General features: G+C 42.9%; 16 protein-coding genes. 7 read left to right on the top strand and 9 right to left on the bottom strand.

What is annotated here, in order from left to right:
• The first annotated feature begins 38 nt into the window (after positions 1-38).
• Positions 39-521: a DciA family protein gene (locus NQT65_RS17240; protein ID WP_004589317.1), complete on the top strand. Its 483-nt coding sequence runs from the start codon at positions 39-41 to the stop codon at positions 519-521.
• Positions 522-771: 250 nt separating this feature from the next.
• Positions 772-2,847 carry a M13 family metallopeptidase gene (locus NQT65_RS17235; protein WP_138577683.1) on the top strand — a complete coding sequence of 692 codons (2,076 nt, stop codon included), beginning with the start codon at positions 772-774 and terminating at the stop codon, positions 2,845-2,847.
• A gap of 154 nt (positions 2,848-3,001) precedes the next feature.
• Here the strand turns inward: NQT65_RS17235 and NQT65_RS17230 are convergent, their stop codons facing one another.
• From NQT65_RS17230 to NQT65_RS17215, 4 genes are all read right to left on the bottom strand, one after another.
• Positions 3,002-4,069: a phosphotransferase enzyme family protein gene (locus NQT65_RS17230; RefSeq protein WP_256851648.1), complete on the bottom strand. Its 1,068-nt coding sequence runs from the start codon at positions 4,067-4,069 to the stop codon at positions 3,002-3,004.
• A 5-nt stretch (positions 4,070-4,074) separates the two neighbouring features.
• A complete protein-coding gene (gene mutT / locus NQT65_RS17225) occupies positions 4,075-4,473 on the bottom strand; it encodes an 8-oxo-dGTP diphosphatase MutT (protein WP_004589320.1) in 399 nt (132 codons plus the stop codon).
• 60 nt (positions 4,474-4,533) lie between these two features.
• Positions 4,534-7,242 carry a preprotein translocase subunit SecA gene (secA, locus tag NQT65_RS17220; RefSeq protein ID WP_256851647.1) on the bottom strand — a complete coding sequence of 903 codons (2,709 nt, stop codon included), beginning with the start codon at positions 7,240-7,242 and terminating at the stop codon, positions 4,534-4,536.
• A gap of 431 nt (positions 7,243-7,673) precedes the next feature.
• Entirely contained in the window at positions 7,674-9,701 is a 2,028-nt protein-coding gene (locus tag NQT65_RS17215) for a methyl-accepting chemotaxis protein (RefSeq protein WP_029773386.1), read from the bottom strand.
• Between the two features lie 116 nt (positions 9,702-9,817).
• On the opposite strand from NQT65_RS17215, the gene NQT65_RS17210 reads away from it, so the two are divergent.
• Positions 9,818-10,588 (top strand): Rossmann-fold NAD(P)-binding domain-containing protein, encoded by a 771-nt coding sequence (locus tag NQT65_RS17210; protein WP_256851646.1) that lies wholly within the window; start codon positions 9,818-9,820, stop codon positions 10,586-10,588.
• Here NQT65_RS17210 and hutH read toward each other — a convergent pair.
• The 3 genes from hutH to hutC form a co-directional block, all read right to left on the bottom strand.
• The gene (gene hutH, locus NQT65_RS17205; RefSeq protein ID WP_256851645.1) at positions 10,566-12,119 is read right to left on the bottom strand and encodes a histidine ammonia-lyase; all 1,554 of its coding nucleotides are present in this window, start codon (positions 12,117-12,119) and stop codon (positions 10,566-10,568) included. The two genes, NQT65_RS17210 and hutH, sit on opposite strands and share 23 nt — an antisense overlap.
• A 2-nt stretch (positions 12,120-12,121) precedes the next feature.
• Complete coding sequence (gene hutU / locus NQT65_RS17200) at positions 12,122-13,795, bottom strand: urocanate hydratase (protein WP_256851644.1); 1,674 nt, start codon at positions 13,793-13,795, stop codon at positions 12,122-12,124.
• A 67-nt stretch (positions 13,796-13,862) separates the two neighbouring features.
• On the bottom strand, positions 13,863-14,570 hold the full coding sequence (gene hutC / locus NQT65_RS17195; protein ID WP_256851643.1) for a histidine utilization transcriptional repressor HutC: 708 nt from the start codon (positions 14,568-14,570) through the stop codon (positions 13,863-13,865).
• 111 nt (positions 14,571-14,681) lie between these two features.
• Here hutC and hutI point away from each other — a divergent pair, with 111 nt between their 5' ends.
• Both hutI and NQT65_RS17185 read left to right on the top strand, forming a co-directional pair.
• Positions 14,682-15,929, top strand: coding sequence for an imidazolonepropionase (hutI, locus tag NQT65_RS17190; protein ID WP_256851642.1), 1,248 nt, complete (start codon positions 14,682-14,684; stop codon positions 15,927-15,929).
• 122 nt (positions 15,930-16,051) lie between these two features.
• Positions 16,052-17,716, top strand: a complete 1,665-nt coding sequence (locus NQT65_RS17185; RefSeq protein ID WP_138685405.1) for a GGDEF domain-containing phosphodiesterase — start codon at positions 16,052-16,054, stop codon at positions 17,714-17,716.
• 202 nt (positions 17,717-17,918) lie between these two features.
• Here the strand turns inward: NQT65_RS17185 and NQT65_RS17180 are convergent, their stop codons facing one another.
• Together NQT65_RS17180 and rraA are read right to left on the bottom strand one after the other, a co-directional pair.
• Complete coding sequence (locus tag NQT65_RS17180) at positions 17,919-18,965, bottom strand: formimidoylglutamase (protein WP_256851660.1); 1,047 nt, start codon at positions 18,963-18,965, stop codon at positions 17,919-17,921.
• Between the two features lie 77 nt (positions 18,966-19,042).
• On the bottom strand, positions 19,043-19,540 hold the full coding sequence (gene rraA / locus NQT65_RS17175) for a ribonuclease E activity regulator RraA (protein ID WP_004589330.1): 498 nt from the start codon (positions 19,538-19,540) through the stop codon (positions 19,043-19,045).
• Positions 19,541-19,742: 202 nt separating this feature from the next.
• Here rraA and NQT65_RS17170 point away from each other — a divergent pair, with 202 nt between their 5' ends.
• Both NQT65_RS17170 and NQT65_RS17165 read left to right on the top strand, forming a co-directional pair.
• Positions 19,743-20,282 carry a phosphatase PAP2 family protein gene (locus tag NQT65_RS17170; RefSeq protein WP_024031314.1) on the top strand — a complete coding sequence of 180 codons (540 nt, stop codon included), beginning with the start codon at positions 19,743-19,745 and terminating at the stop codon, positions 20,280-20,282.
• Positions 20,279-21,316 carry an MJ1255/VC2487 family glycosyltransferase gene (locus NQT65_RS17165; RefSeq protein WP_256851641.1) on the top strand — a complete coding sequence of 346 codons (1,038 nt, stop codon included), beginning with the start codon at positions 20,279-20,281 and terminating at the stop codon, positions 21,314-21,316. Before NQT65_RS17170 ends, NQT65_RS17165 begins: the two co-directional genes overlap by 4 nt.
• The last annotated feature ends 30 nt before the right edge of the window (positions 21,317-21,346 follow it).

Here is a 21,346-nt window from a genome sequence, read left to right as displayed (position 1 = left end):
GGCTTAAACGTGCTTTATTTAAATTTTTGAGGTGTTGAATGGCTAAAGATAGGTACGCACCAAAACCCCTGACTGACATTATGGCCGGCCTTAATAATCGCTTATCGGCCTATGCAGGTAAAAGCCAAGCGCTTGATAAGCAACAGGTGTTGCTCAAAGAGTTTTTAGGCCCAAAGCTTGCTGAAAAATGCCGTGTGAGTAATTACCGCGATGGCACGTTGATGATTGAAGCTGTATCGGCGGCAATTGCCCTTAAACTTAATTATTTGAAAATGGATATGCAGTCGCATTTTAGAGCGGCAGGCATGGCAGAGCTCGGACAAATTAAAATTGTTGCAAACCCTCAAGCAACAGCGCGCTTAAGCCCAACTGCAGATAAACCCGGCCCCGCAGGTAAAGCACCTGGCAATTCAAGAAAAATGAGCCAGCAAACTTCAGATTACCTTAATGCCATTGCCGCATCAGCGCCCCCTTCGCTGAAAGAAAAGCTAGAGCGCCTTGCTCGCCATGGTAAAAAATAACTCCCAAAAGCGCGACTATGGTTGTTGGTAGGGCTATTTTGTTACCTCGTCTCATAGAAAATACTTTGTTACATATTCTATTTTATTGTTTCTTTAATGGGGTTTATCATACAAATTCGGCGTGTTGTTTTAACCGCCTAAATATTAATTTCATTAAGTGAAAGCATCGCAGGGCGCTTTTATTTTTTCTCTGGCATGCAATAGTTTAATGAAATAGATATTTTATTCTTTACTAACAAACGGAATAATTATGAAAAAAGTAACTATTACCGCTGCAAGTATCGCACTTGCACTGGGCCTAGTAGGTTGCGGTGAAAAACAACAAGAAACGCAAGTGGCCGACACCGCTGCCGTTACAGCACCTGCAGAAAAAACGCTTGAGCTAGGTGTAAACCTTGCCAATATGGATGAGTCGGTTCGTGCACAAGATGACTTTTATTACCATGTGAATGGACAGTGGCTTGCTAAAACAGAGATCCCTGGCGATAAGTCGAACTACGGCTCGTTTACACAGTTATACGACGAGTCGCAAAAAGCGATGAAAACAGCGCTTGAAAGTGCCGCTAATAATAGCAGTGCTAAAAAAGGCAGCGATGAGTACAAAATTGGCGCTTTTTACAAAAGCTACATGGATAAAGATACACGTGATGAGTTAGGTATTACACCTTTACAACCTTCACTTAATACCATTGATAGCCTTGATTCAAAAGCTGATCTTGCTCCTTTAATGGCTAAAATTCAGCAGCAAGGTGCTAGCTTACCATTTGGCTGGTTTGTAAATAACGATGCTAAAAATTCAAGTGAATACGCGTTGTACTTATCGCAATCTGGACTTGGCTTACCTGATCGTGACTATTACTTAAAAGATGATGAAAAATTTACTAAAATTCGCGCATCTTACGAGCAATACATAACCGATATTTTAGCTAAATCAGGCGTTGAAAATGCCGCTGATGCCGCGAAAAACGTTATCGCATTTGAAAGCGCTTTAGCTGAGGCGCAATGGAGTAGAGTACAAAGCCGTGATGCAACTAAGTCATACAATAAAATGACCGTAGCTGAGGCAAACAAGCTAACAGGCGACTTTGATTTAGCTGCATTTTTCAAAAGTGCTGGGGTAGATACCTCAGACATTATTGTACGTCAGCCAAGCTACTTAGAAGGGTTTGCTGATGTGTACAAAGAAACAGATTTAGCAACGTGGAAAAACTACTTAAAGTTTCATTTTGTAAGTGGTTACGCGCAGTTACTGAGCACTGACTTAGTTGATCTTAAATTTGATTTTTACAGCACCACATTACGCGGCGTAAAAGAGCAAGCGCCACTTTGGAAAAAAGCGGTTGATGCATCTAACAGCGTACTTGGCGAAATTTTAGGTAAAGTATACGTAAAAGATAACTTCCCGCCAGAAGCAAAAGCACGCATGGAAGAGCTGGTAGATAACGTTATTAAAGGTTACGGCGTTGCTATTGAAAACCTTGAGTGGATGAGCCCTGAAACCAAGCTTGCAGCCCAAGAAAAGCTAAACAAATTTACCCCAAAAATTGGCTACCCAGATAAGTGGAAAGACTACTCACAGCTGAGCATTAACCCTGATGAATTAGTGGGTAACTACATACGTTACAGCCAGTGGGCTTATAGCGACATGATTGCTAAATTAGGCAAGCCAGTGGACCGCTCTGAGTGGCACATGACGCCGCAAACAGTGAATGCTTACTACAATCCAGTAAATAACGAAATTGTATTCCCAGCTGCTATTTTACAGCCACCGTTCTTTAATTTAGAAGCCGATGACGCTGTAAACTACGGTGCAATTGGCGCAGTAATTGGCCACGAGCTAGGCCACGGTTTTGACGACCAAGGAGCTAAATACGATGGTGACGGTAACTTACGTAATTGGTGGAGTGAGTCTGACCTTAAACAGTTTGAAGAGCGTACCGGCGCGTTAGTAGCGCAATACAACGAATATAAACCGTTTGAAGATGCGGGTGTTAACGGCGAGCTTACGCTTGGCGAAAACATTGGCGACCTAGGTGGTTTAACGGTGGCTTATAAGGCGTATCAATTATCGTTAGGTGAGAACAAAGCGCCTGTTATTGATGGCTACACCGGCGATCAGCGTTTCTTTATGGGTTGGTCACAAATTTGGCGTCGTAAGTACCGCGATGAAGAGCTACGTAACCGCTTAATGACAGACCCGCATTCACCAAGTCACTACCGTGTTATCGGTATCTTGTCGAACATGCCTGAATTTTACCAAGCGTTTGACGTAAAAGAAGGCGACAAAATGTATATCAAACCAGAAGACCGCGTAAAAATTTGGTAATTGATAGCCTGTTAGTTAACTTGAATCTGGTTAAGAGATAAATTACCCAGCTTTTAGGTTAGAAAATAAAAGCCAGTAAGTGTTTAGCTTGCTGGCTTTTTTATATTTAAATACTGAGTACTAATACCAATGCGCAATAATACTTAATTTAGGGTTACTGCATGAGTGTTTTATGCATCCAGCTTTGATTGCTTAAAATATTTTTATACAAAGCCAGCTGGTTTTGCGCACGTTCTAAATTATGTTCTGCATGGGTGGTTTTAAAGTACACGTCGTTATTTAAGTAATCAGTTAAAAACCGCACACTGAGCATTAGCGGCATAACTTTAGCGCCAAGTAGCAAACTTGCTTGTTCTTTGTTGCTAATAGACGATTTAAGGGGGGCAAGGTAGCCTTTAACAAGCGCAGTAAATACCTCTTTGCGAATAACCACTTTATCCAGATTAATTGAATCCTCTGCCTCAGCGCAGCAAAATGTGCGCACCATGTCTCCAAAGTCATATAATAAAAAGCCTGCCATACACGTATCCAAATCGATAACTGCTTTAGCTTTATATGTATTGCTGCAATACAGCATATTATTTATTTTAGTGTCGTTGTGGCACACTCGGGTGGGCAAATCGGCTGTTACGTCAGCGAGTTCTTTTACTAAATGCTGTTGTGCAATGCAGTAGTCAATGTCGTTTTTACACTGCTGGAGCCGCTCTTTAGTGGCGGTGCTAATAGATGTATTAAGTTGCTCAAAGCGCATAGCTAAGTTATGAAAGTCAGTAATAACAGGGTAGAGACTTGATGCGTCAAAATCGAGCAAGGCATGTGTAAAGGTGCCAAATGCAAATGCGGCTTGCTGTGCGTGATGGGGCTCTGTAACCACATCTTCGCTAATACTTTGGCTAATAAAATTAAGCACGCGATAGTACGCGTTGTTAATTGTAATAAGGTATTCACCTTGGCAAGTACTTATATGCTTAACAATGTCGAGCGGGTAAGTATTTGCTTGTTGTTTAGCGCTTAGGTGCTGCTCAATTAACTGGGCGTTATTGACCAGTTGTGCTGGGTTTTTAAATACATGAGTATTGAGCTTTTGAACAACAAATTGCTGCGCAGCATTAGTTAACAGCCACGTGGTGTTTATATGTCCGCTGCCTAAAGAGCTCACCTGAGTAAGCTCAGGGTTTAGCGCTAATAGCTCACTTAATTTATTTTGTATTGCTGTATTCATGTGCTTTAGGCGTATCGCGCTTGTATTTTTTCGATAATCTCAGCGTTAGCAGCAGGGAACTCATAGTTACTAAGCTCATTAATAGCGACCCATTCACTTGGTTGCCCTTCGGCGCCATGTGCTTCACCGCTAAAGTTACTCACAACGTGAATATCAAGTTTTACACATTTATCGCCATAGTCATGTTCAATCACCATAAGTTGGCTAGAGCTATGAATGGTAATGCCAACTTCTTCACTTAGCTCACGCTTAAGTGCAGCAAATACGCTCTCGCCAGCTTCTACTTTCCCGCCTGGAAATTCCCATAAGCCACCTTGATGTTGCTCATCAGCACGCTTGCAGATAAAGATGGCGTTATTTTTTTTTATTACGCCTACCGCTACATTTACAATTTTTGTTGTCATGTTTTTTCTCCATAAAAAAAGCGACGCTAGCGTCGCTTTTTAATTACATACAATGCGTCGTTACTTTAATTTACCACAACATTGCTTAAACTTTTGTCCTGAGCCACACGGACACGGATCGTTACGGCCAACTTTAGGCGCTGTTCTTGCCATTACAGTTGCGCTTTGAGGTGCTTCACCGCCTACATGTTCAGCTTCTTCGTGTTGGTACTCGCGAGGGGCACTTTCACTTTTACGGTGTTGCTCTTCTACTTTTTCAACATCTTCTTCGGCACGAACTTGTACTTTACTTAAAATGCCCACTACATCAACTTTTAAGTTTTCAAGCATTTCGGTGAATAGCTCAAACGACTCGCGCTTGTATTCTTGCTTAGGATTCTTTTGTGCATAGCCACGTAAGTGAATACCTTGGCGTAAATGATCCATTGCAGCAAGGTGATCTTTCCAGTGCTGATCAAGACTTTGAAGCATAATCGCTTTTTCAAACTGACGTAGTACAGAGTCGCCAACTTGCTCTTCTTTTTGCTTGTAAGCTTGCTCAACCGCTTGCTCAATACGCTCACGAAGTTTTTCTTCGTATAGTTTATTGTCATCAGCTAACCACTGCGTGATAGGCAGCTCAATCAGGAAGTCTTGTTTTAAGCGCTCTTCAAGGCCTGGGATATCCCACATTTCAGCAAGGCTTTGTGGTGCAATGTATTGATCAATAACACCGGCAAGTACGTCACCACGGATTGCTGTAATGGTTTCTGAAATATCGCCTTCTTCAAGCAGCTCGTTACGTTGAGAGTAAACAACACGACGTTGATCGTTTGCTACATCATCGTACTCAAGCAATTGTTTACGTACATCAAAGTTACGTGCTTCTACTTTACGCTGAGCGTTTTCAATTGCACGGTTAACCCAAGGGTGCTCAATGGCTTCGCCGCGTTGCATGCCTAGTTTACGCATCATGTTAGTCATGCGCTCGCCGGCAAATATACGCATTAGCGCATCATCCATCGATAAGTAAAAACGGCTAGAGCCGGCATCACCCTGACGACCAGCACGGCCACGTAATTGGTTATCTATACGGCGCGATTCATGACGCTCAGTACCAATAATGTGTAAACCGCCAGCGTCAATTACTGCATCGTGGCGAATTTTCCACGCCGCTTTAATTTCAGCAATTTGCTCATCTGATGGGTTTTCTAGTTTTTCAACTTCGCTGTTCCAGTTACCACCAAGCACAATATCGGTACCGCGACCGGCCATGTTGGTTGCAATTGTTACAGTACCTGGTAAACCAGCATCCGATACGATGTCAGCTTCTTGCGCGTGGAATTTAGCATTAAGTACGTTGTGCTTAATTTTTTCTTTGCGTAAAAACTGCGATAAATACTCAGAGCTTTCAATCGAAATAGTACCTACAAGCACAGGCTGTCCGCGCTCTTGGCAATCTTTAATATCGGCTAAAATAGCTTCGTATTTTTCTTCTTGTGTTAGGTAAACTAAATCGGCGCGATCATCACGGATCATCGGCTTATTAGTTGGCATAACAACCGTGTCTAGGCCGTAAATAGATTGAAACTCAAATGCCTCAGTATCGGCTGTACCTGTCATACCGGCTAAGGTTTCGTATAAACGGAAGTAGTTTTGGAACGTGATTGAAGCCAGTGTTTGGTTTTCGTTTTGAATTTTTACACCTTCTTTAGCTTCAACAGCTTGGTGTAAACCTTCAGACCAACGACGACCTTCCATTGAGCGTCCTGTGTGCTCATCGATAATAATGACTTCGTTTTCTTTAACAACGTAATCAACATCTTTTTGATAAAGCTTGTGGGCACGAAGTGCGGCATACACATGGCTCAGTAAGGTAATGCTACCGGCTGAGTAAAGCGAGTCGCCTTCTTCAATCAAGCCACGTTCAGTAAGTAGGTCTTCTACTTTAATTTGACCGCGCTCAGTTAAATGAACTTGCTTAGACTTTTCGTCGATTGTGTAATCGCCATCACCTTCAATGCCTTCTTCGTCTTCTTTTTCTTGAAGTTCTAAAAGCGGTACAATTTTATTGATTTCGATGTATAGCTCAGAGCTATCTTCAGCTGGGCCTGAGATAATAAGTGGTGTACGCGCTTCATCAATTAAGATTGAATCCACTTCATCCACTACCGCATAAAACAGTGGGCGTTGTACACGCTCATCAATGCTAAATGCCATGTTGTCACGTAGGTAGTCAAAACCAAACTCGTTATTAGTACCGTAAGTAATATCGGCACTGTAAGCTTGTTTTTTCTGTTGTGGCATCATGCCTGGTACGTTACAGCCCACAGTTAGGCCTAAGAACTCAAATAACTCGCGGTTTGTTTCAGCATCACGTTTAGCAAGGTAGTCGTTCACGGTAATTACGTGCACGCCTTTGCCTGTTAAGCCATTTAAGTAGGCTGGAAGTGTGGCTGTGAGGGTTTTACCTTCACCGGTACGCATTTCTGCAATACGACCTTGATGTAAAACCATGCCGCCTAATAGCTGTACGTCAAAGTGACGCATGCCATTTACACGCTTTGACGCTTCGCGTACCACAGCAAATGCTTCTGGTAGAATGTCGTCAAGGCTTTGTCCGTTATCGTAACGTTCTCTAAACTCAGCTGTCTTAGCTCTTAAATCTTCATCAGAAAGCGCTTCTAATTGCGTTTCTAGCGCATTAATTAGCGCGACCGTCTTTCTTAGGTTTTTAATAGTGCGGTCATTGCGACTACCAAAAATCTTGGTAAATAAATTAGATATCATGATAAAACCGTTACAATGTATTCTTTGTTAACCGAGTGTCGGCTAACCCATTTTTTACAATTGGTAATTAATATGTACTTTTACATAACCTGTAGAACATATTAATTAGCAATTTTGTATTAAAGAGCCTCAAAGCACTGTTTAATACGTGTGCTACTATACCAGACTCTGCCAAACAACAAACTATCTCAACTAAAAGATGTGTATTAAAAACAGAAAAATTTGATCTGATGCGTAAAAACCACTTTAACTGATTTAATTACGCTAAAAAATAGCAGCAAGTTGTGAAGATATGGTGTTAAAAAATTTAAAAACAAGAGTGCTAGGGCATGCGGGCCTTGGGTGATTGAAATTCATTCAATCCACAAAGCTCAACACGCCCTAGGTGGGTAAATTTTATACTTAGTTACCCACCTTATTACGCTGTGTATTTAAAGCTTAAACTGATTAACCGTTTTGTTTAAGGCAACAGCAAGGTCGCTTAAATCGCGCGCTTCATCTGCTAAAATGTGTGCGTGATCAGCTGTGCTGTTTACTAAGCCATTAATTGCTGCAAGGCTGGTATTAATGTCCTCTGCGACAACGGTTTGTTGCTCAGTTGAAGTGGCAATTTGGTGGCTTTGGTCTTGCACTTTAGTTACCGACTGAGCAATGTTTTGTAATGAACTTAGCACTTCTTTTGTTTGCGATACTGAGCCTTCAGTTTGCTCTTGCCCTTGTAGCATCATTACCGACGCTTGTTGGGCAATTTGCTGTAAGCGAGAAATCATATTACGAATATCGTCTGTTGATTCTTGCGTACGGCTTGCCAGTGAACGTACTTCATCAGCAACTACCGCAAAACCACGGCCATGCTCACCTGCACGCGCAGCTTCAATGGCGGCATTTAGAGCAAGTAAGTTAGTTTGATCGGCAATGGAGTTAATTACATCCACTAATGCACCAATGTTATTACTTTCTTGCTCAAGCCCTGCTACCACTTTAGACGCTTCACCTATGTGTAGCGCAAGTTCGGTCATCACACGTTGTGCTTGAGTTGAGCGGTCAGCCCCTTCGGCAGTAATGGCTTGTACTTCTTCGGCGGCGCTGTTGGTATGCTGCGCGTTACGCGATATTTCAAGTACAGTGCTGGCCATTTCGGTCACGGCGGCACTTACGCTGTCTACTTGTTGTTTTTCTTGCTGTATTTCGGTGTTGGTTTGAGCAGACACGTTTTTAAGTTGCGCTGCGGCATTGGTCAACTGCTCAGCTTGTGCGGCTGTTTCTAACATCATGGCGCGCAGCTTATCGATGAATGTATTCATGTGATTGGCAAGCTGGCCGACCTCATCCTGGCTGGTAATATTAATCTTTTGGGTTAAATCGCCTTCGCCCGATGCAATATCACGCATTATGTTAGTTAAGGTGGTAATAGGCTGCGAGATCATGTGGGTTGCCCATAATATCATCGCTAGAATGATCACTAAAATAATCACCACTGCGGTGGTTGTGGTGGTAACCGCCTCATTAACGGGGGCTTCAATCATGCTGGTTGGGATCAGTATACCTACATACCAATCTAGGTAAGGTTGCTCTAGTTGTAAGCGATGATACACCACATAATACTCTTCTCCTTTTAAGGTCACCAATTGGCTGCCTTCGAGGTTATTACGCATTTGTGCGTTAAGCTCTGTAAAGCCTGAAGTATTATTAAACTGGCTTTCAAGGCCATCTAGCCCTTCTTTACCTTTAGGGCCTTCGTCGGTGTTAGACAGCTTATGGCCGGTAGCATTTGAAAAGTGTACAACCTTTTGATTGCCATCGAGTAAAAAGCCATAGCCTTGGCCGTTAAAGCGAATACCTTCAACCATATCGTTGATTTTATTAAGCTGTAAATCAACGCCGCCCATACCAATAAGTTTACGCTGTGCGTTGTATACCGGCTGTTGTACAACTGCTGAGGCAACCCCAGTGGTTAAATCGACCGATATAGGGCCTACGTAAAGTTTATTAATTTGCAGGGCTTCTTGCCACCAACCACGTTTATAGGCGTAGTAAGGTTGGCCATTGTAATGGCTGGTACGCTCGTTTTCTTTAAAGTATTCACCGGTGGTTGCTGATGCGAAAAACGCCGACAGTACATTTTCGTCATTTGAGCTAATGCGTACAAAGTCTTGATTAACTTCGTTGTAGCCGGGGGCGTTTTTAATCGGCTGGTCGCGAGTATCCCAATTTTCAAAAAAATTAACTAAATGCGGGTTATTAACAAACGTAGAAACCAGCTTGCCATACTTTGCAAAGTAGCTTTGCATTGAAAGTTGTTCGCTTTGTAGGTAGCTTTGAGCTTCGCGCTCAATGTTTACTCTGGAAAGGTTAGCGATGTGATTTACAAAAAATGTTGAAGCAATAATTAGCAAAATGGTGATGGTGCCACCAATCAATAATAATATTTTCTTCCGTAATGATAAATTATTTAGCATAAGTGCACGTATTATTGTTTTTTAGTAGGTTGTATCTAATCATATCTTACTTTAAATCTCTATGAAGTTAGATAAAAAGCACTAATTATGCGTTTAAAATGAAGGGTTATGCAAAAATGGAAACAAAAGCTAATAAATTAGTAGTATTAGGCGCAGGCTGGTTGGGTCATACTTTGTGCCTACAAGCTAAACAGGCGGGTTGGCAGGTACAAGGTACGCATAGAAGTGATGAGCACACAGACGATTTTCAGCGTCAATTTGTCTTGATTGATGGGCAACTAATACACCAAATAGATTTACACGATGCTTACTGGGTGTGTGCAATCCCCCCACGAAGCAGACACAGTGAAAGTAACTACCCAGAAACACTAAGCGCTGCACTTTCACTTTCTAAACAATTAAATGCAAAGGGCTTTATTTTGTGCTCATCTACCGGTGTGTACGACCAAGAGCCAGGTATTTACACTGAAAGCAGTGAAATAAGTTGTACCAATGAGCGACAAATAAAACTGTACGATAGCGAAGAAATGGTGCTTGAGCAAGATGGTAAAGTACTGCGTTTAGCAGGGTTATTAGGACCTAACCGCGAGCCAGGGCGTTTTGTTGCTGGGAAAGAATTAAATTCATCGAGCCAGCAGGTGGTTAATATGGTGCATCAACAAGATGTGATAAACGCCATTTTTGCGGTAATAGAAAACTATAATTCGGCGCAAAATATTTATAACGTGGTAAATCCATCGCACCCAACTAAAGCGAATTATTATGCACAAAAGTGTGCAGAGCATGGCGGCGAAATGCCAACCTTTACCAGTAATGAAAGTGCTGAGCGCAAAGTACTTGGCTCAGCAATTGAGGCGTTAGGTTTTAGCTATCAGCATGGAATTTAAAATGCGATGGTAGTGGGTTGTGGTGAATAAAGTCGCACAATGCCCCTTGTGCTAAAAGCGTATTGGTTGCCTCTATATCGGGGGCAAAGTAGCGGTCTTTATCGTAGTAACTTACATGCTCGCGCAGCAGAGCTTTTGCTTTTTCTACTTGCGGTGAAGGTTTAAGTGGGGCTCTAAACTCAAGCCCTTGAGCAGCTCCAAGCCATTCAATTGCTAATACCTCGCGGGTGTTATTGGCCATTTCCTTTAAGCGCCTTGCTGCAAAGGTTGCCATAGAGACATGATCTTCTTGATTTGCTGATGTTGGCAGGCTGTCTACCGAGGCGGGATGCGCAAGCGATTTGTTCTCGGAGGCAAGCGCAGCCGCGGTTACTTGGGCAATCATAAAACCTGAGTTAACTCCGCCGTTTTCAACTAAAAAAGGTGGCAGTGTAGAGAGGTTTGAATCAATAAGTAGCGCGATTCTTCGCTCTGCCAGCGCGCCTATTTCGGCAATCGCAATGGCTAAGTTATCAGCTGCCATGGCAACGGGCTCTGCATGAAAGTTACCACCGGATATAATATCGCCCACATCGGCAAATACCAGCGGGTTATCGGTAACGCCGTTTGATTCACATAACAACACCTCTGCGGCGTGGCGTATTTGTGTTAAACACGCGCCGAGTACCTGAGGTTGGCAGCGAAGGCAGTAAGGGTCTTGCACTTTTTCGCAGTTTACGTGAGATTGGCTAATTTGTGATTCAGTACTAAGTAGCTCTCTAAATACACTGGCCGTATCAATTTGCCCGCGTTGCCCCCGTATTTCGTGAATGCGTGCATCAAAGGGCGCACGGCTACCCATTGCGGCTTCTATGCTGATAGAGCCTATAACACAGCTTTGTGCATATAAATCTTCTGCTTTGAAAAGCCCTTGTAACGCAAACGCGGTAGAGGCTTGTGTACCATTTAACAGTGCCAGCCCTTCTTTTGCGCCTAATGTAAGAGGTGAAAGGTTGGCAATTTTTAGCCCTTGCTCTGCACTTATAATTTCACCTTTGTGGCGCATGTTGCCTTCACCTAATAGTGGAAGGCACATATGAGCAAGAGGTGCTAAATCGCCCGAAGCACCCACAGACCCTTTTTGTGGTACGCACGGGTACACTTCACTGCACAGTAGTTGCATAAAAAATGCGATCACCTCTAGGCGTATCCCTGAGTAGCCCCGAGACAAAGAGTTTACTTTTAAGGTCATCATTAGTCTTACAGTGCTGTCGTCCATGAACTCCCCAATACCGGCAGCATGCGAAAGCACAATACTGCGCTGCAGTAGCTCAAGCTCGTCATCTGCTATTTTTGTATTGGCTAATAAGCCAAAGCCGGTGTTAATACCGTACACCGTTTGGCGTTTGTTTATTACGTTTTGAACAGTTTGTGCACTGGCCGCTATTTGTGTACTGGCGCCATCGACTAAGTTAAGTGTGACAGCAGAGTCATTAATTTTTCTTAGGGTGCTTAAATCTAACTGCCCTGGTGTGAGAGTGTGTGAAATCATGACTATTCCTTGTTTAGCATAGGGAGATCTAGGTGGTGCTCTTGCGCGCAATTTTTAGCGATGTCGTAGCCTGCATCAGCATGGCGCATAACGCCGGTAGCAGGGTCGTTCCAAAGCACACGAGCAATGCGTTGCGCGGCTTGTTCACTACCATCAGCAACAATAACCACGCCTGCGTGCTGGCTAAAGCCCATGCCCACTCCGCCGCCATGGTGCAGCGACACCCACGTTGCGCCACCCGCAGTATTAAGCAAAGCATTAAGTAACGGCCAATCAGAAACGGCGTCTGAGCCATCTTGCATACTTTCGGTTTCGCGGTTGGGGCTTGCTACAGAGCCAGAGTCGAGATGATCACGACCAATTACAACCGGCGCTTTAAGCTCGCCATTTTTAACCATGTCGTTAAAGGCCAGTGCAAGGCGGGCTCGGTTTTTTAAACCAACCCAGCATATGCGCGCTGGCAAACCCTGAAATTGAATGCGCTCACGCGCCATATCAAGCCAGTTATGTAAGTGGGTATCTTCTGCGATAAGCTCTTTCACTTTTGCATCGGTTTTATAAATGTCTTCGGGGTCGCCCGAAAGCGCAACCCATCTAAATGGGCCAATTCCTTCACAAAATAGCGGACGGATATAAGCAGGCACAAAGCCCGGAAAATCAAACGCGTTGGTAACGCCTTCTTCAAATGCCATTTGGCGAATGTTATTGCCATAGTCGGTAGTGGCAGCTCCGGCTTTTTGAAGTGCTAGCATGGCGTTTACTTGCACTGCCATAGATTGCTTAGCGGCTTTAACCACTGTCTGTGGGTTTTGTTCACGCATTTTTGCTGCGTGTTGCATGCTCCAACCTTGCGGTAGGTAGCCGTTGAGTGGGTCGTGCGCTGAGGTTTGGTCGGTCACTATATCAGGGGTAATATTGCTGTTTGCCAGTGCAGTAAAAATATCGGCAGCATTACCTAATAAGCCTACCGATAATGCCTTACCTTTAATGCAAGCATCGGTAACTAGCTCAAGCGCGTGCTCAAGTGTCGTGGCTTTTACATCAACGTAGCCGGTTTTAATTCGAAAATCGATACGGGTTTCGTCGCATTCCACAACTAATGCGCTAAAGCCTGCCATCGTCGCGGCGAGTGGTTGTGCGCCTCCCATACCGCCAAGGCCTGCTGTTAAAACCCATTTACCTTTTGCATTACCGCCAAAGTGTTGCTTTGCCATTGCTACAAAGGTTTCGTAAGTGCCTTGCACTATGCCTTGTGAGCCAATATAAATCCAAGAGCCCGCGGTCATTTGCCCATACATCATTAAGCCTTTTTTATCGAGCTCATTGAAGTGCTCCCAATTTGCCCAATGTGGCACCAAGTTAGAATTAGCAATGAGAACGCGCGGCGCGTTTCCGTGGGTTTTAAATACGCCCACGGGCTTACCCGATTGCACAAGCAGGGTTTCGTCGTTTTCGAGCCTATCAAGGGTTTCAATTATTTTATCAAAGCTTGGCCAGTCTCTTGCCGCACGGCCAATACCGCCATATACCACTAACGCGTGAGGGTGCTCTGCCACATCAGGGTCTAAATTGTTCATTAACATGCGTTTAGCGGCTTCTGTTTGCCAACTTTTAGCGCTAATTTTATCGCCATGAGGCGCGCGGATTTCTCGCTGTGTGTCGAGCCGGTTGTTCATGAATTTCTCCTGTTGTATATACAAGGTGGTCAGCTACAAAAAAACGCCCTTGAGCGTTACGTTGTTATTATTTTTTAAATGTTAAGTGCCCGCCCAAACGGTATTTACTGCCCGGTGATACTAAGCGAGCAAAGCTTACTATGCCTTTTGTAGACCAAGTACGACGAATAACCTGTAAGCAGGGTTCTTCGTTATACAGGTTAAGCCATTGGCACATTTGCGAGTTGGGCATAACCGCTTCTACTGTGTGGCGCGCTTGTGTGAGCGGCGCTACGCTCGATAAGTATTCATGCGGGGTGAGGGCGCTAAAGTCTTGTTGTAAATAACCCGCGGCTAAAGCTGGGTTTACAAATCGCTCTTCAACTTGCAGTGGTTTGTCGTTCTCATTGTGTACAAGCACACTGCGATACACCACGCTATCTACTTCAACGCCAAGCGCAATGGCTATGGGTGCTACCGCATTGATTGATTCAAGCATTTGCACACTACAGCTGTATTGCCCGTTACGTTCTTTTACTTCATCGGCTATGTTTTTAATTTCAAGTAGTGACGACTGCGATTTAAAACTGGCTACAAACGTACCTAACCCTTGGCTGCGCGTTAAAATACCGGCATCTGTTAATTCGCTCAGTGCACGTCGTGCGGTCATACGGCTTACAGAAAATTGGCTGCTAAGCTCGTTTTCTGAGGGGACACGTTGGTTTTCTTGCCATGCGCCATTTTTTATTTTATCGACAATAAATTGTTTTATTTGTGCAAATTTAGGTGTGGTCATTACTATTATTAGCTGTACTTAAAATAAACTATTAAATAAAGATGGCATAATTATCTTGTATATACAAGGTGTATTGTTAGACTGTATTTTAAGCACGTTAGGGAGCTAAGTATGCAAAATAAAACAACGGGTTACGCCTTAGAAGATCTCGACTTATTATTAACTGATGCCAACATAGCAACCATGGATAGCACAATAGATGCACCTTATGGGGCTATAGAAAATGCGGCACTGGCGATTAAAAACGGCGAAATTGTATGGTTAGGTGAGCAATCAAACTTACCCAGTTTTGATGCCTTTGCTACTCCTACATTAAGTATTAAAGGGCAATGGTTAACGCCTGGGCTTATTGATTGCCATACACATTTAATATTTGCAGGCTCCCGAGCTGAGGAATTTGAGCAGCGCTTACAAGGTGTAAGCTATGAACAAATAGCTGCACAAGGTGGCGGTATAGCCAGTACCGTTAAGGCCACTCGCGCGGCAGATCATGAGCAGTTATTTGTTGATGCAAAAGATCGCTTAAACACTTTACTTGCCGAGGGCGTAACGACTGCTGAGATAAAGTCGGGATACGGGCTTGATGTTGAAAACGAAATAAAAATTTTAGAAGTGGCGCGTTTGCTTAATGAGCATCATCCTATTGATATTAAAACCACGTTTTTAGGTGCACATGCGCTACCCCCTGAATACAAAGGCCGTGCAGATGAATACATAGATTTAGTATGTACGCAGATGCTTGAGCAGGTAGTAGCTAATAACCTTGCCGATGCTGTGGATGTATTTTGTGAAAATGTAGGCTTTAGTCTTGCACAAACAAAACAAGTGTTTGATGCAGCTACAAAACATAACTTGCCGGTAAAATGCCATGCTGAGCAGCTTTCTAATCAGCAGGGCGCACAGCTGGTGGCTGAGTATAAAGGCCTTTCAGCTGATCATATTGAGTACCTTGATGAAAACGGCGTAAAAGCCATGGCAGAGGTTGGCACTGTGGCTGTTTTATTACCTGGGGCTTTTTATTTTTTACGAGAAACACAGCTTCCTCCCATCGATTTGCTGCAAAAATACAATGTGCCTATTGCTATTGCCAGTGACTTTAACCCAGGCACCTCGCCTTTATGTTCTGTGCATTTAATGATGAACATGGCATGTACTTTATTTAGGCTCACCCCTGAGCAGGCCCTTGCGGGAGTAACCCGCAATGCAGCGCAGGCACTAGGTTTAAAAGACAGAGGCGTGCTAAAGGTTGGAGCAAGGGCTGATATTGCGCACTGGCAAATAAGTCACCCTGCACAATTAAGTTACCAATTTGGCGTAAATAAACTGTTAAATCTATGGATTTTGGGTAGAATTAATTAGTTTGTATTATTTTTGTCCATATTTAACATGCTTTTATTAAATTTTATTGCTAATGGAGTGGCGTAAGCTTGAGTATTTTGACTGACAGTAACTTTCCAATATTTTTTAGCGGCGCGCTGTTAATGGCGATGGTCGCTACGTTATTTGCGGTTAAAAATACCAGTATTAAATTTAGTTACTTATGTACAGGCGCTGTCGGTTTAGCCATTTTAAGCAGCGGGGCTGCTTGGTTAGCAATATTGCTCGCTTTTGGTTTTTGCTTTCATTTATGGCAAGCGTTTGAGCGTAATAGTTGGAGCATGATTATCACAAGCGCCGTTTCAGGGTTGCTATTTGTGGTGTTGTTTTCAGCGCATTTACTCATGGACGTGCCCCTATTTTGGGTGGTGGTGGCTATTATTCTGCTAGCGGTTGTAGGGCTAATGAGCGAGGAAGAAGAGCCCAAAGTTGAAGATTCGCATAACATTAATGAGCCTGAACCGTACCAAGATGACTCTCCTCTTGCTGCATTTGCAGATAAACAGCAGTTACGCCAGGGTTATTACAGCTGGAGTAAAGAAAAACAGCTAGAAGCAGCACTGGTGATTATTCGTCTAGAAGGGTTTGAGCAAGTTAATCAGCACATAGGCAGAGATTTTGGTGATTTGTTGTTGGCACAATCGGCCAACAGAATAAAAGACTTACTAAATAACGACAATGTGATTGACTTAGGTGGCCAAGAAAAATTGGCGCATTTAGGCGGTCTTAACTTTGCCTTTATTTGCAGCTTAGCTGTGCACAAACATAGCCATGAACACATCATTGAGCAAATTATTGGCGCAACACTTAAACCGTTTAACGTTGCTAATTGTACCGTAGAGGTAAAAGCAAGGGCGAGTTACGTTAATTGCGATGAGCAAGACGCTAACTTTGATAACTTAGTATCGTGTGCATACTTAGCCCTTGATAGTCAGCCTAAAAAAGCTGTGGTTGTGTACCATCAACAAATGATGGTTGAGCAACTTGAGCAGCAAGCCCGTTTAAAAGAGCTGGCTAATATTGATTTTGTAAGCGAGCTTGAACTTTATTTTCAGCCTATTATTCGCAATGACGACGGCCAAATTGAGTTTTTAGAACTTCTGTTGCGTTGGCAGCACCCTCAACAAGGTATCTTATCTGCCCACCGGTTTATTGATGATATTCATATTGCGGGTTTAGCTTACCCACTGGCTAAGTTTGTTATAGAGCGGGCCGCAGAGCTTGCCATGGCACTTCGCATAGAGGGGATTGCTATACCGCTGAGCATTAACTTATTTGGCCCCGAAATGCTTAACGAAGAGTTTGTTGAGTTTGTAGATAGCGTGGTGAGTGAGCACAACTTACAACACGGAGATTTAATTGTTGAATGCCCGCTGCATATATTCACAGATTTAGATAATAAGGGCCGTGCGATGATTGCCCGATTAAATAATATAGGTTTAAAGATATGCGTTGATGGGCTAGGCGATAACCCCATTGTTCTTTCTAAGCTGCCAAATCTAGCTGTTGAATACATTAAGGTGGCACCATCGCTTACTGCAGATTTTAGCAATCAAAATAATATTCGCAGCCTAGTAGGCGGTATGGTTGAAATGCATAACCAACAAAATACCAAGGTTATTTTTGAGGGCGTTGAAACCTTAGACCAATTAAAATTTGTAAAAAGTTTAAAAGCGCACGCAGCACAAGGTTATTATTTTGGCCACCCGTTAAGCAGCATTGGCTTAATGAGTTGGCTAAAGCAGTGGCAGGCTCACCAGACACAATAAGTTATGCCAAGCTGCAATAATTATTTTGTAAGGGAAATTCAGCAATTCGCTGCGATAGAATTACTCACTTATAAGCGTATAGCGTGCAAAAGTGAGTTATACACCTGCCAATAGTAAGCTCAATTAACTCACCATTTTTAGCTAAGTCAGTAACGTAATTCAGCGGCCTTAAAAATACAGCGGTTAATTAAGCTAATTACAATTAACGCGTTTTTGCATGTAAGTAGGCATTAACTAATGCACTAATAATTTGCCCACAGCTTTGCATACCTGCTGTTAACCCAGCGGGGTGATTTAGCGGTGCAGCTTCACACAAATGTAGGTAGCGGGCAGTGCTGTGTTTTGCTGTTAAATACACATAATGCTCAGCATCACTAACGCTAAAGCCGCAGCATGTATACGCGCTGGCCGGTAAAAATGAAATGCTGTCTAAGTCGAGTTCAATACCAAGTGGCGCTTTATTAAACGCTGCTAAGGCGTGCTGTACGGCGTCGGTTAGTGATATTTCTCGGCGTACATTAATAGCTTGATAGCTGTGATAACTACATTGTTTTTGTGCGATTAAGTCAAAAATGGCTTGGTTATTTTTTTGCTCATGCAGGCCAATAATATGATATTGCTGCAATGCATTTTTCTTCAAGGCATAGCTAAAGCCATTGCCGCTGTGGCGACCTTCGCAAGGCCGTAAATCTGCATGGGGATCAAAATTTATAGCGTTAACTGAAGCCCCACTATGTTTGCTTAAAGCACTGAGTATGCCAAAGCTATTATTGTGCCCACCGCCAATAATAATAGGCACAAGGCCCGCATTAAATATAAGCGTTAATACCACCTCTACTCGCTCATCTATCGTTGCGCATAGTTTGCGTAATTGAGCCAGCTCTTCAGCATGCTGGTTATTTAAGCCTTGCGCTTGCACCATTACATCATCAACGTCAATTTCGCCTAACAGCAATACCTGCTGGGTCGCGTTAAACGGGTTAACTGGTTGGTTCAAAAAGTATTGTAAAAAAGCGGGCCAAGCTTGATGTGAGCCGCCATTGCCTAAATTAGCGCGAGGGCCTATATCTTCACATATACCAATTAATACGTAGCGAATACCAAATTGCGCTGCATCGTTAAGGGCTTGTTGTACATTTACATGGGTGTCTAATAGGGCAACAGACTGCCAGTTTTTTGTTTCGTTAACGCGTGTGGAGCAGTAGGGTTTAACGGCGTTTTCATCATACACTTTTAAGGTAGGGTGCACTGTGTTGAATCCGTATTGAGCAGCAAAAATTATTCGTGGTGGCGTAAGCAGTGCTCTGTTGAGCACTGCTTGTTACTTTATTCTTCGATAACTTCTAGTTCAAGTTCTTCTGCTGATAATACAATGCCAGTACTATCTGCATAGATAAAATCGTCATCAAAAAACGACACACCAGCAAAGTTAACGCCAATGCCATCTTCACCAGCGCCTTCGCTGTCGGCGGCAACAGGAATTGATGCAATCGCTTGAATACCTAAATCAATTTCTTCTAACTCATCTACATGACGCACAGCACCAAATACAATAATGCCGTTCCAGTTGTTATCAAGCGCAAGCTCTGCAAGTTCAATGTCGATAAGGGCGCGTCGTGTTGAGCCACCACCATCGATAAGTAGTACTTGATCAGTACCGTCTTGTGAGAGTATTTCACGGATCAGTTCATTATTTTCAAAACATTTAACCGTTTTAATTCGGCCGCCAAACGTGTGTCGACCACCAAAGTTGATGAACATCGGTTCAAGCACGTCAACCACATCGGCAAAAAAGTCACATAAGTCAGAAGTGCTGTAATCCATTATTTTATCCTCAAAGGGTACATAAGTTACCCTCAGTATACCCTCCTTATATGCAATAACAACGACTTAATAGCAGTAAATTTATTCAAAAAATGCCGAAATTAGAAATGGCAACAATAGTGTCTTAAAAGCGTCACTCAATTGTTATTTTCTGCCACTAAGCTTTAACTATGGTTAGATATTGTGCAGCTAAGGGTAAATAATGAACGACAATAACGTGCTTAAAAAAATGGCTCAAATGGATGAACAACTCTTTTTAACTCTGTTTAATTATAATTCACCCAAATGGCTGAAAACGGCTGCGCTTGGTTTATCTAAAAGTGGTAATGGTGGTTTATATTTACTTATGTGTGGCGCCATTTGGTGGCTAAGTACCAATGAGCAGCATCAGTTATTGCCAATATCAGTGTTACTGGGGTTTGCAATTGAAAGGCCTATTTATTTTTTAGCAAAACGTAGCTTTGGCCGAATCCGCCCCTGTGATTGCTTAGTCAGTAATGCGTATATTGTGCCTAGTGACAAATTTAGTTTGCCTTCGGGACACAGTGCAGCAGCATTTTTAGTTGCGGTAATATTGAGTCACTTTTTTGCAGAGTATGCGTGGCTTTGGTTTAGTTGGGCATCGGGGGTGGCGGTTTCTCGCGTAGTATTGGGCGTACATTTTCCGGCAGATATAATAATAGGCGCCGTTATTGGCAGTTCATGCGGTTTATTTGCGCTAGCTTTGGTGGTGCCTGTATGAAGATATTATACGGCATACAAGGCACAGGTAATGGTCACATTACGCGCGCCCGTGTTATGGCAAGTTGCTTTAAAAAGTTAGGTATAGATGTAGATTACGTTTTTTCAGGGCGCCCTGAAAAAGACTACTTTGATATGCAGGACTTTGCTGATTACAAAACGTTTCGGGGGTTATCGTTTAGCACTAAAAACGGCCAAGTAAAAAGCTATCAAACATTAAAAAATGCCCGAGTGTGTAAGTTAGTTAACGATATAAAATCATTTAATGTAAAAAAATACGATTTTGTCTTAAATGACTTTGAGCCTATTTCAGCTTGGGCTGCAAAGCGCGCAGGCGTGCCTGTAGTTGGTATTAGTCACCAAGCGGCTTTTTTATCTAATAGTGTGCCTATGTTTGGCCGTGGTTTATTTAGAAAGTCTCTTATTAAGCACTACGCGCCAGCAAGCACCTATTTAGGCGTACATTGGCAGCCCTTTGCAGATAATATTATACCGCCCTTTATTGCAAACCATAACCATGGCAATCCTGTCGCCGTTATGAATAAAGTGCTGGTGTATTTACCCTTTGAAAACCTCGACAACATTATTGATTATTTAAAGGACTTCCCAGAAAAAGAGTTTTACTGTTACCACCCGCACGCGCAGGATAAATCCCTTGGGCATATTCATTTGCGCACTCCTTCACGAGCGGGGTTTTTAAACGACTTAGCAAATACCAGTGGCGTAATTGGTAATGCAGGCTTTGAGCTGGCAAGTGAGGCCTTAAAGCTTGGGAAAAAATTATTACTTAAACCTCTTGATGGTCAGTTTGAACAAGATGCAAATGCACAAACATTGCGGGCGATGAAAATGGCCCATGTAATGAACTATTTAAACCCGCAAGCGCTGGATGATTGGAATAGTGCCCCGCAAAACAAACAAATTAATTTTCCCAGTGATCCTGCCCCTTTGGTTAAATGGCTACTTAATAAACAGTGGCATGACACTCACTCATTGCATAAAGATTTATGGGGTAATGTTAATCTAAAAGCATGAGTTATATGTATAAAAAGTTAATAAAAAGTT

Origin of the sequence: Pseudoalteromonas agarivorans, from assembly GCF_024518735.1 — a bacterium.
GTDB lineage: Bacteria > Pseudomonadota > Gammaproteobacteria > Enterobacterales > Alteromonadaceae > Pseudoalteromonas > Pseudoalteromonas atlantica.
The sequence above is the reverse complement of the archived record's forward strand: the minus strand, read 5'-3'. Positions and strand labels throughout refer to the sequence as shown.

Bases quoted from the DNA above. Each gene is read 5' to 3' on its own strand.
- hutH (WP_256851645.1), bottom strand. From the start codon at position 12,119: ATGATTTCACACACTCTCACACCAGGGCAGTTAGATTTAAGCACCCTA.
- NQT65_RS17215 (WP_029773386.1), bottom strand. From the start codon at position 9,701: ATGCTAAATAATTTATCATTACGGAAGAAAATATTATTATTGATTGGT.
- secA (WP_256851647.1), bottom strand. From the start codon at position 7,242: ATGATATCTAATTTATTTACCAAGATTTTTGGTAGTCGCAATGACCGC.
- NQT65_RS17165 (WP_256851641.1), top strand. From the start codon at position 20,279: ATGAAGATATTATACGGCATACAAGGCACAGGTAATGGTCACATTACG.
- mutT (WP_004589320.1), bottom strand. From the start codon at position 4,473: ATGACAACAAAAATTGTAAATGTAGCGGTAGGCGTAATAAAAAAAAAT.
- rraA (WP_004589330.1), bottom strand. From the start codon at position 19,540: ATGGATTACAGCACTTCTGACTTATGTGACTTTTTTGCCGATGTGGTT.
- hutU (WP_256851644.1), bottom strand. From the start codon at position 13,795: ATGAACAACCGGCTCGACACACAGCGAGAAATCCGCGCGCCTCATGGC.
- NQT65_RS17240 (WP_004589317.1), top strand. From the start codon at position 39: ATGGCTAAAGATAGGTACGCACCAAAACCCCTGACTGACATTATGGCC.
- NQT65_RS17230 (WP_256851648.1), bottom strand. From the start codon at position 4,069: ATGAATACAGCAATACAAAATAAATTAAGTGAGCTATTAGCGCTAAAC.
- NQT65_RS17170 (WP_024031314.1), top strand. From the start codon at position 19,743: ATGAACGACAATAACGTGCTTAAAAAAATGGCTCAAATGGATGAACAA.
- hutI (WP_256851642.1), top strand. From the start codon at position 14,682: ATGCAAAATAAAACAACGGGTTACGCCTTAGAAGATCTCGACTTATTA.
- NQT65_RS17185 (WP_138685405.1), top strand. From the start codon at position 16,052: ATGGCGATGGTCGCTACGTTATTTGCGGTTAAAAATACCAGTATTAAA.
- NQT65_RS17235 (WP_138577683.1), top strand. From the start codon at position 772: ATGAAAAAAGTAACTATTACCGCTGCAAGTATCGCACTTGCACTGGGC.
- hutC (WP_256851643.1), bottom strand. From the start codon at position 14,570: ATGACCACACCTAAATTTGCACAAATAAAACAATTTATTGTCGATAAA.
- NQT65_RS17210 (WP_256851646.1), top strand. From the start codon at position 9,818: ATGGAAACAAAAGCTAATAAATTAGTAGTATTAGGCGCAGGCTGGTTG.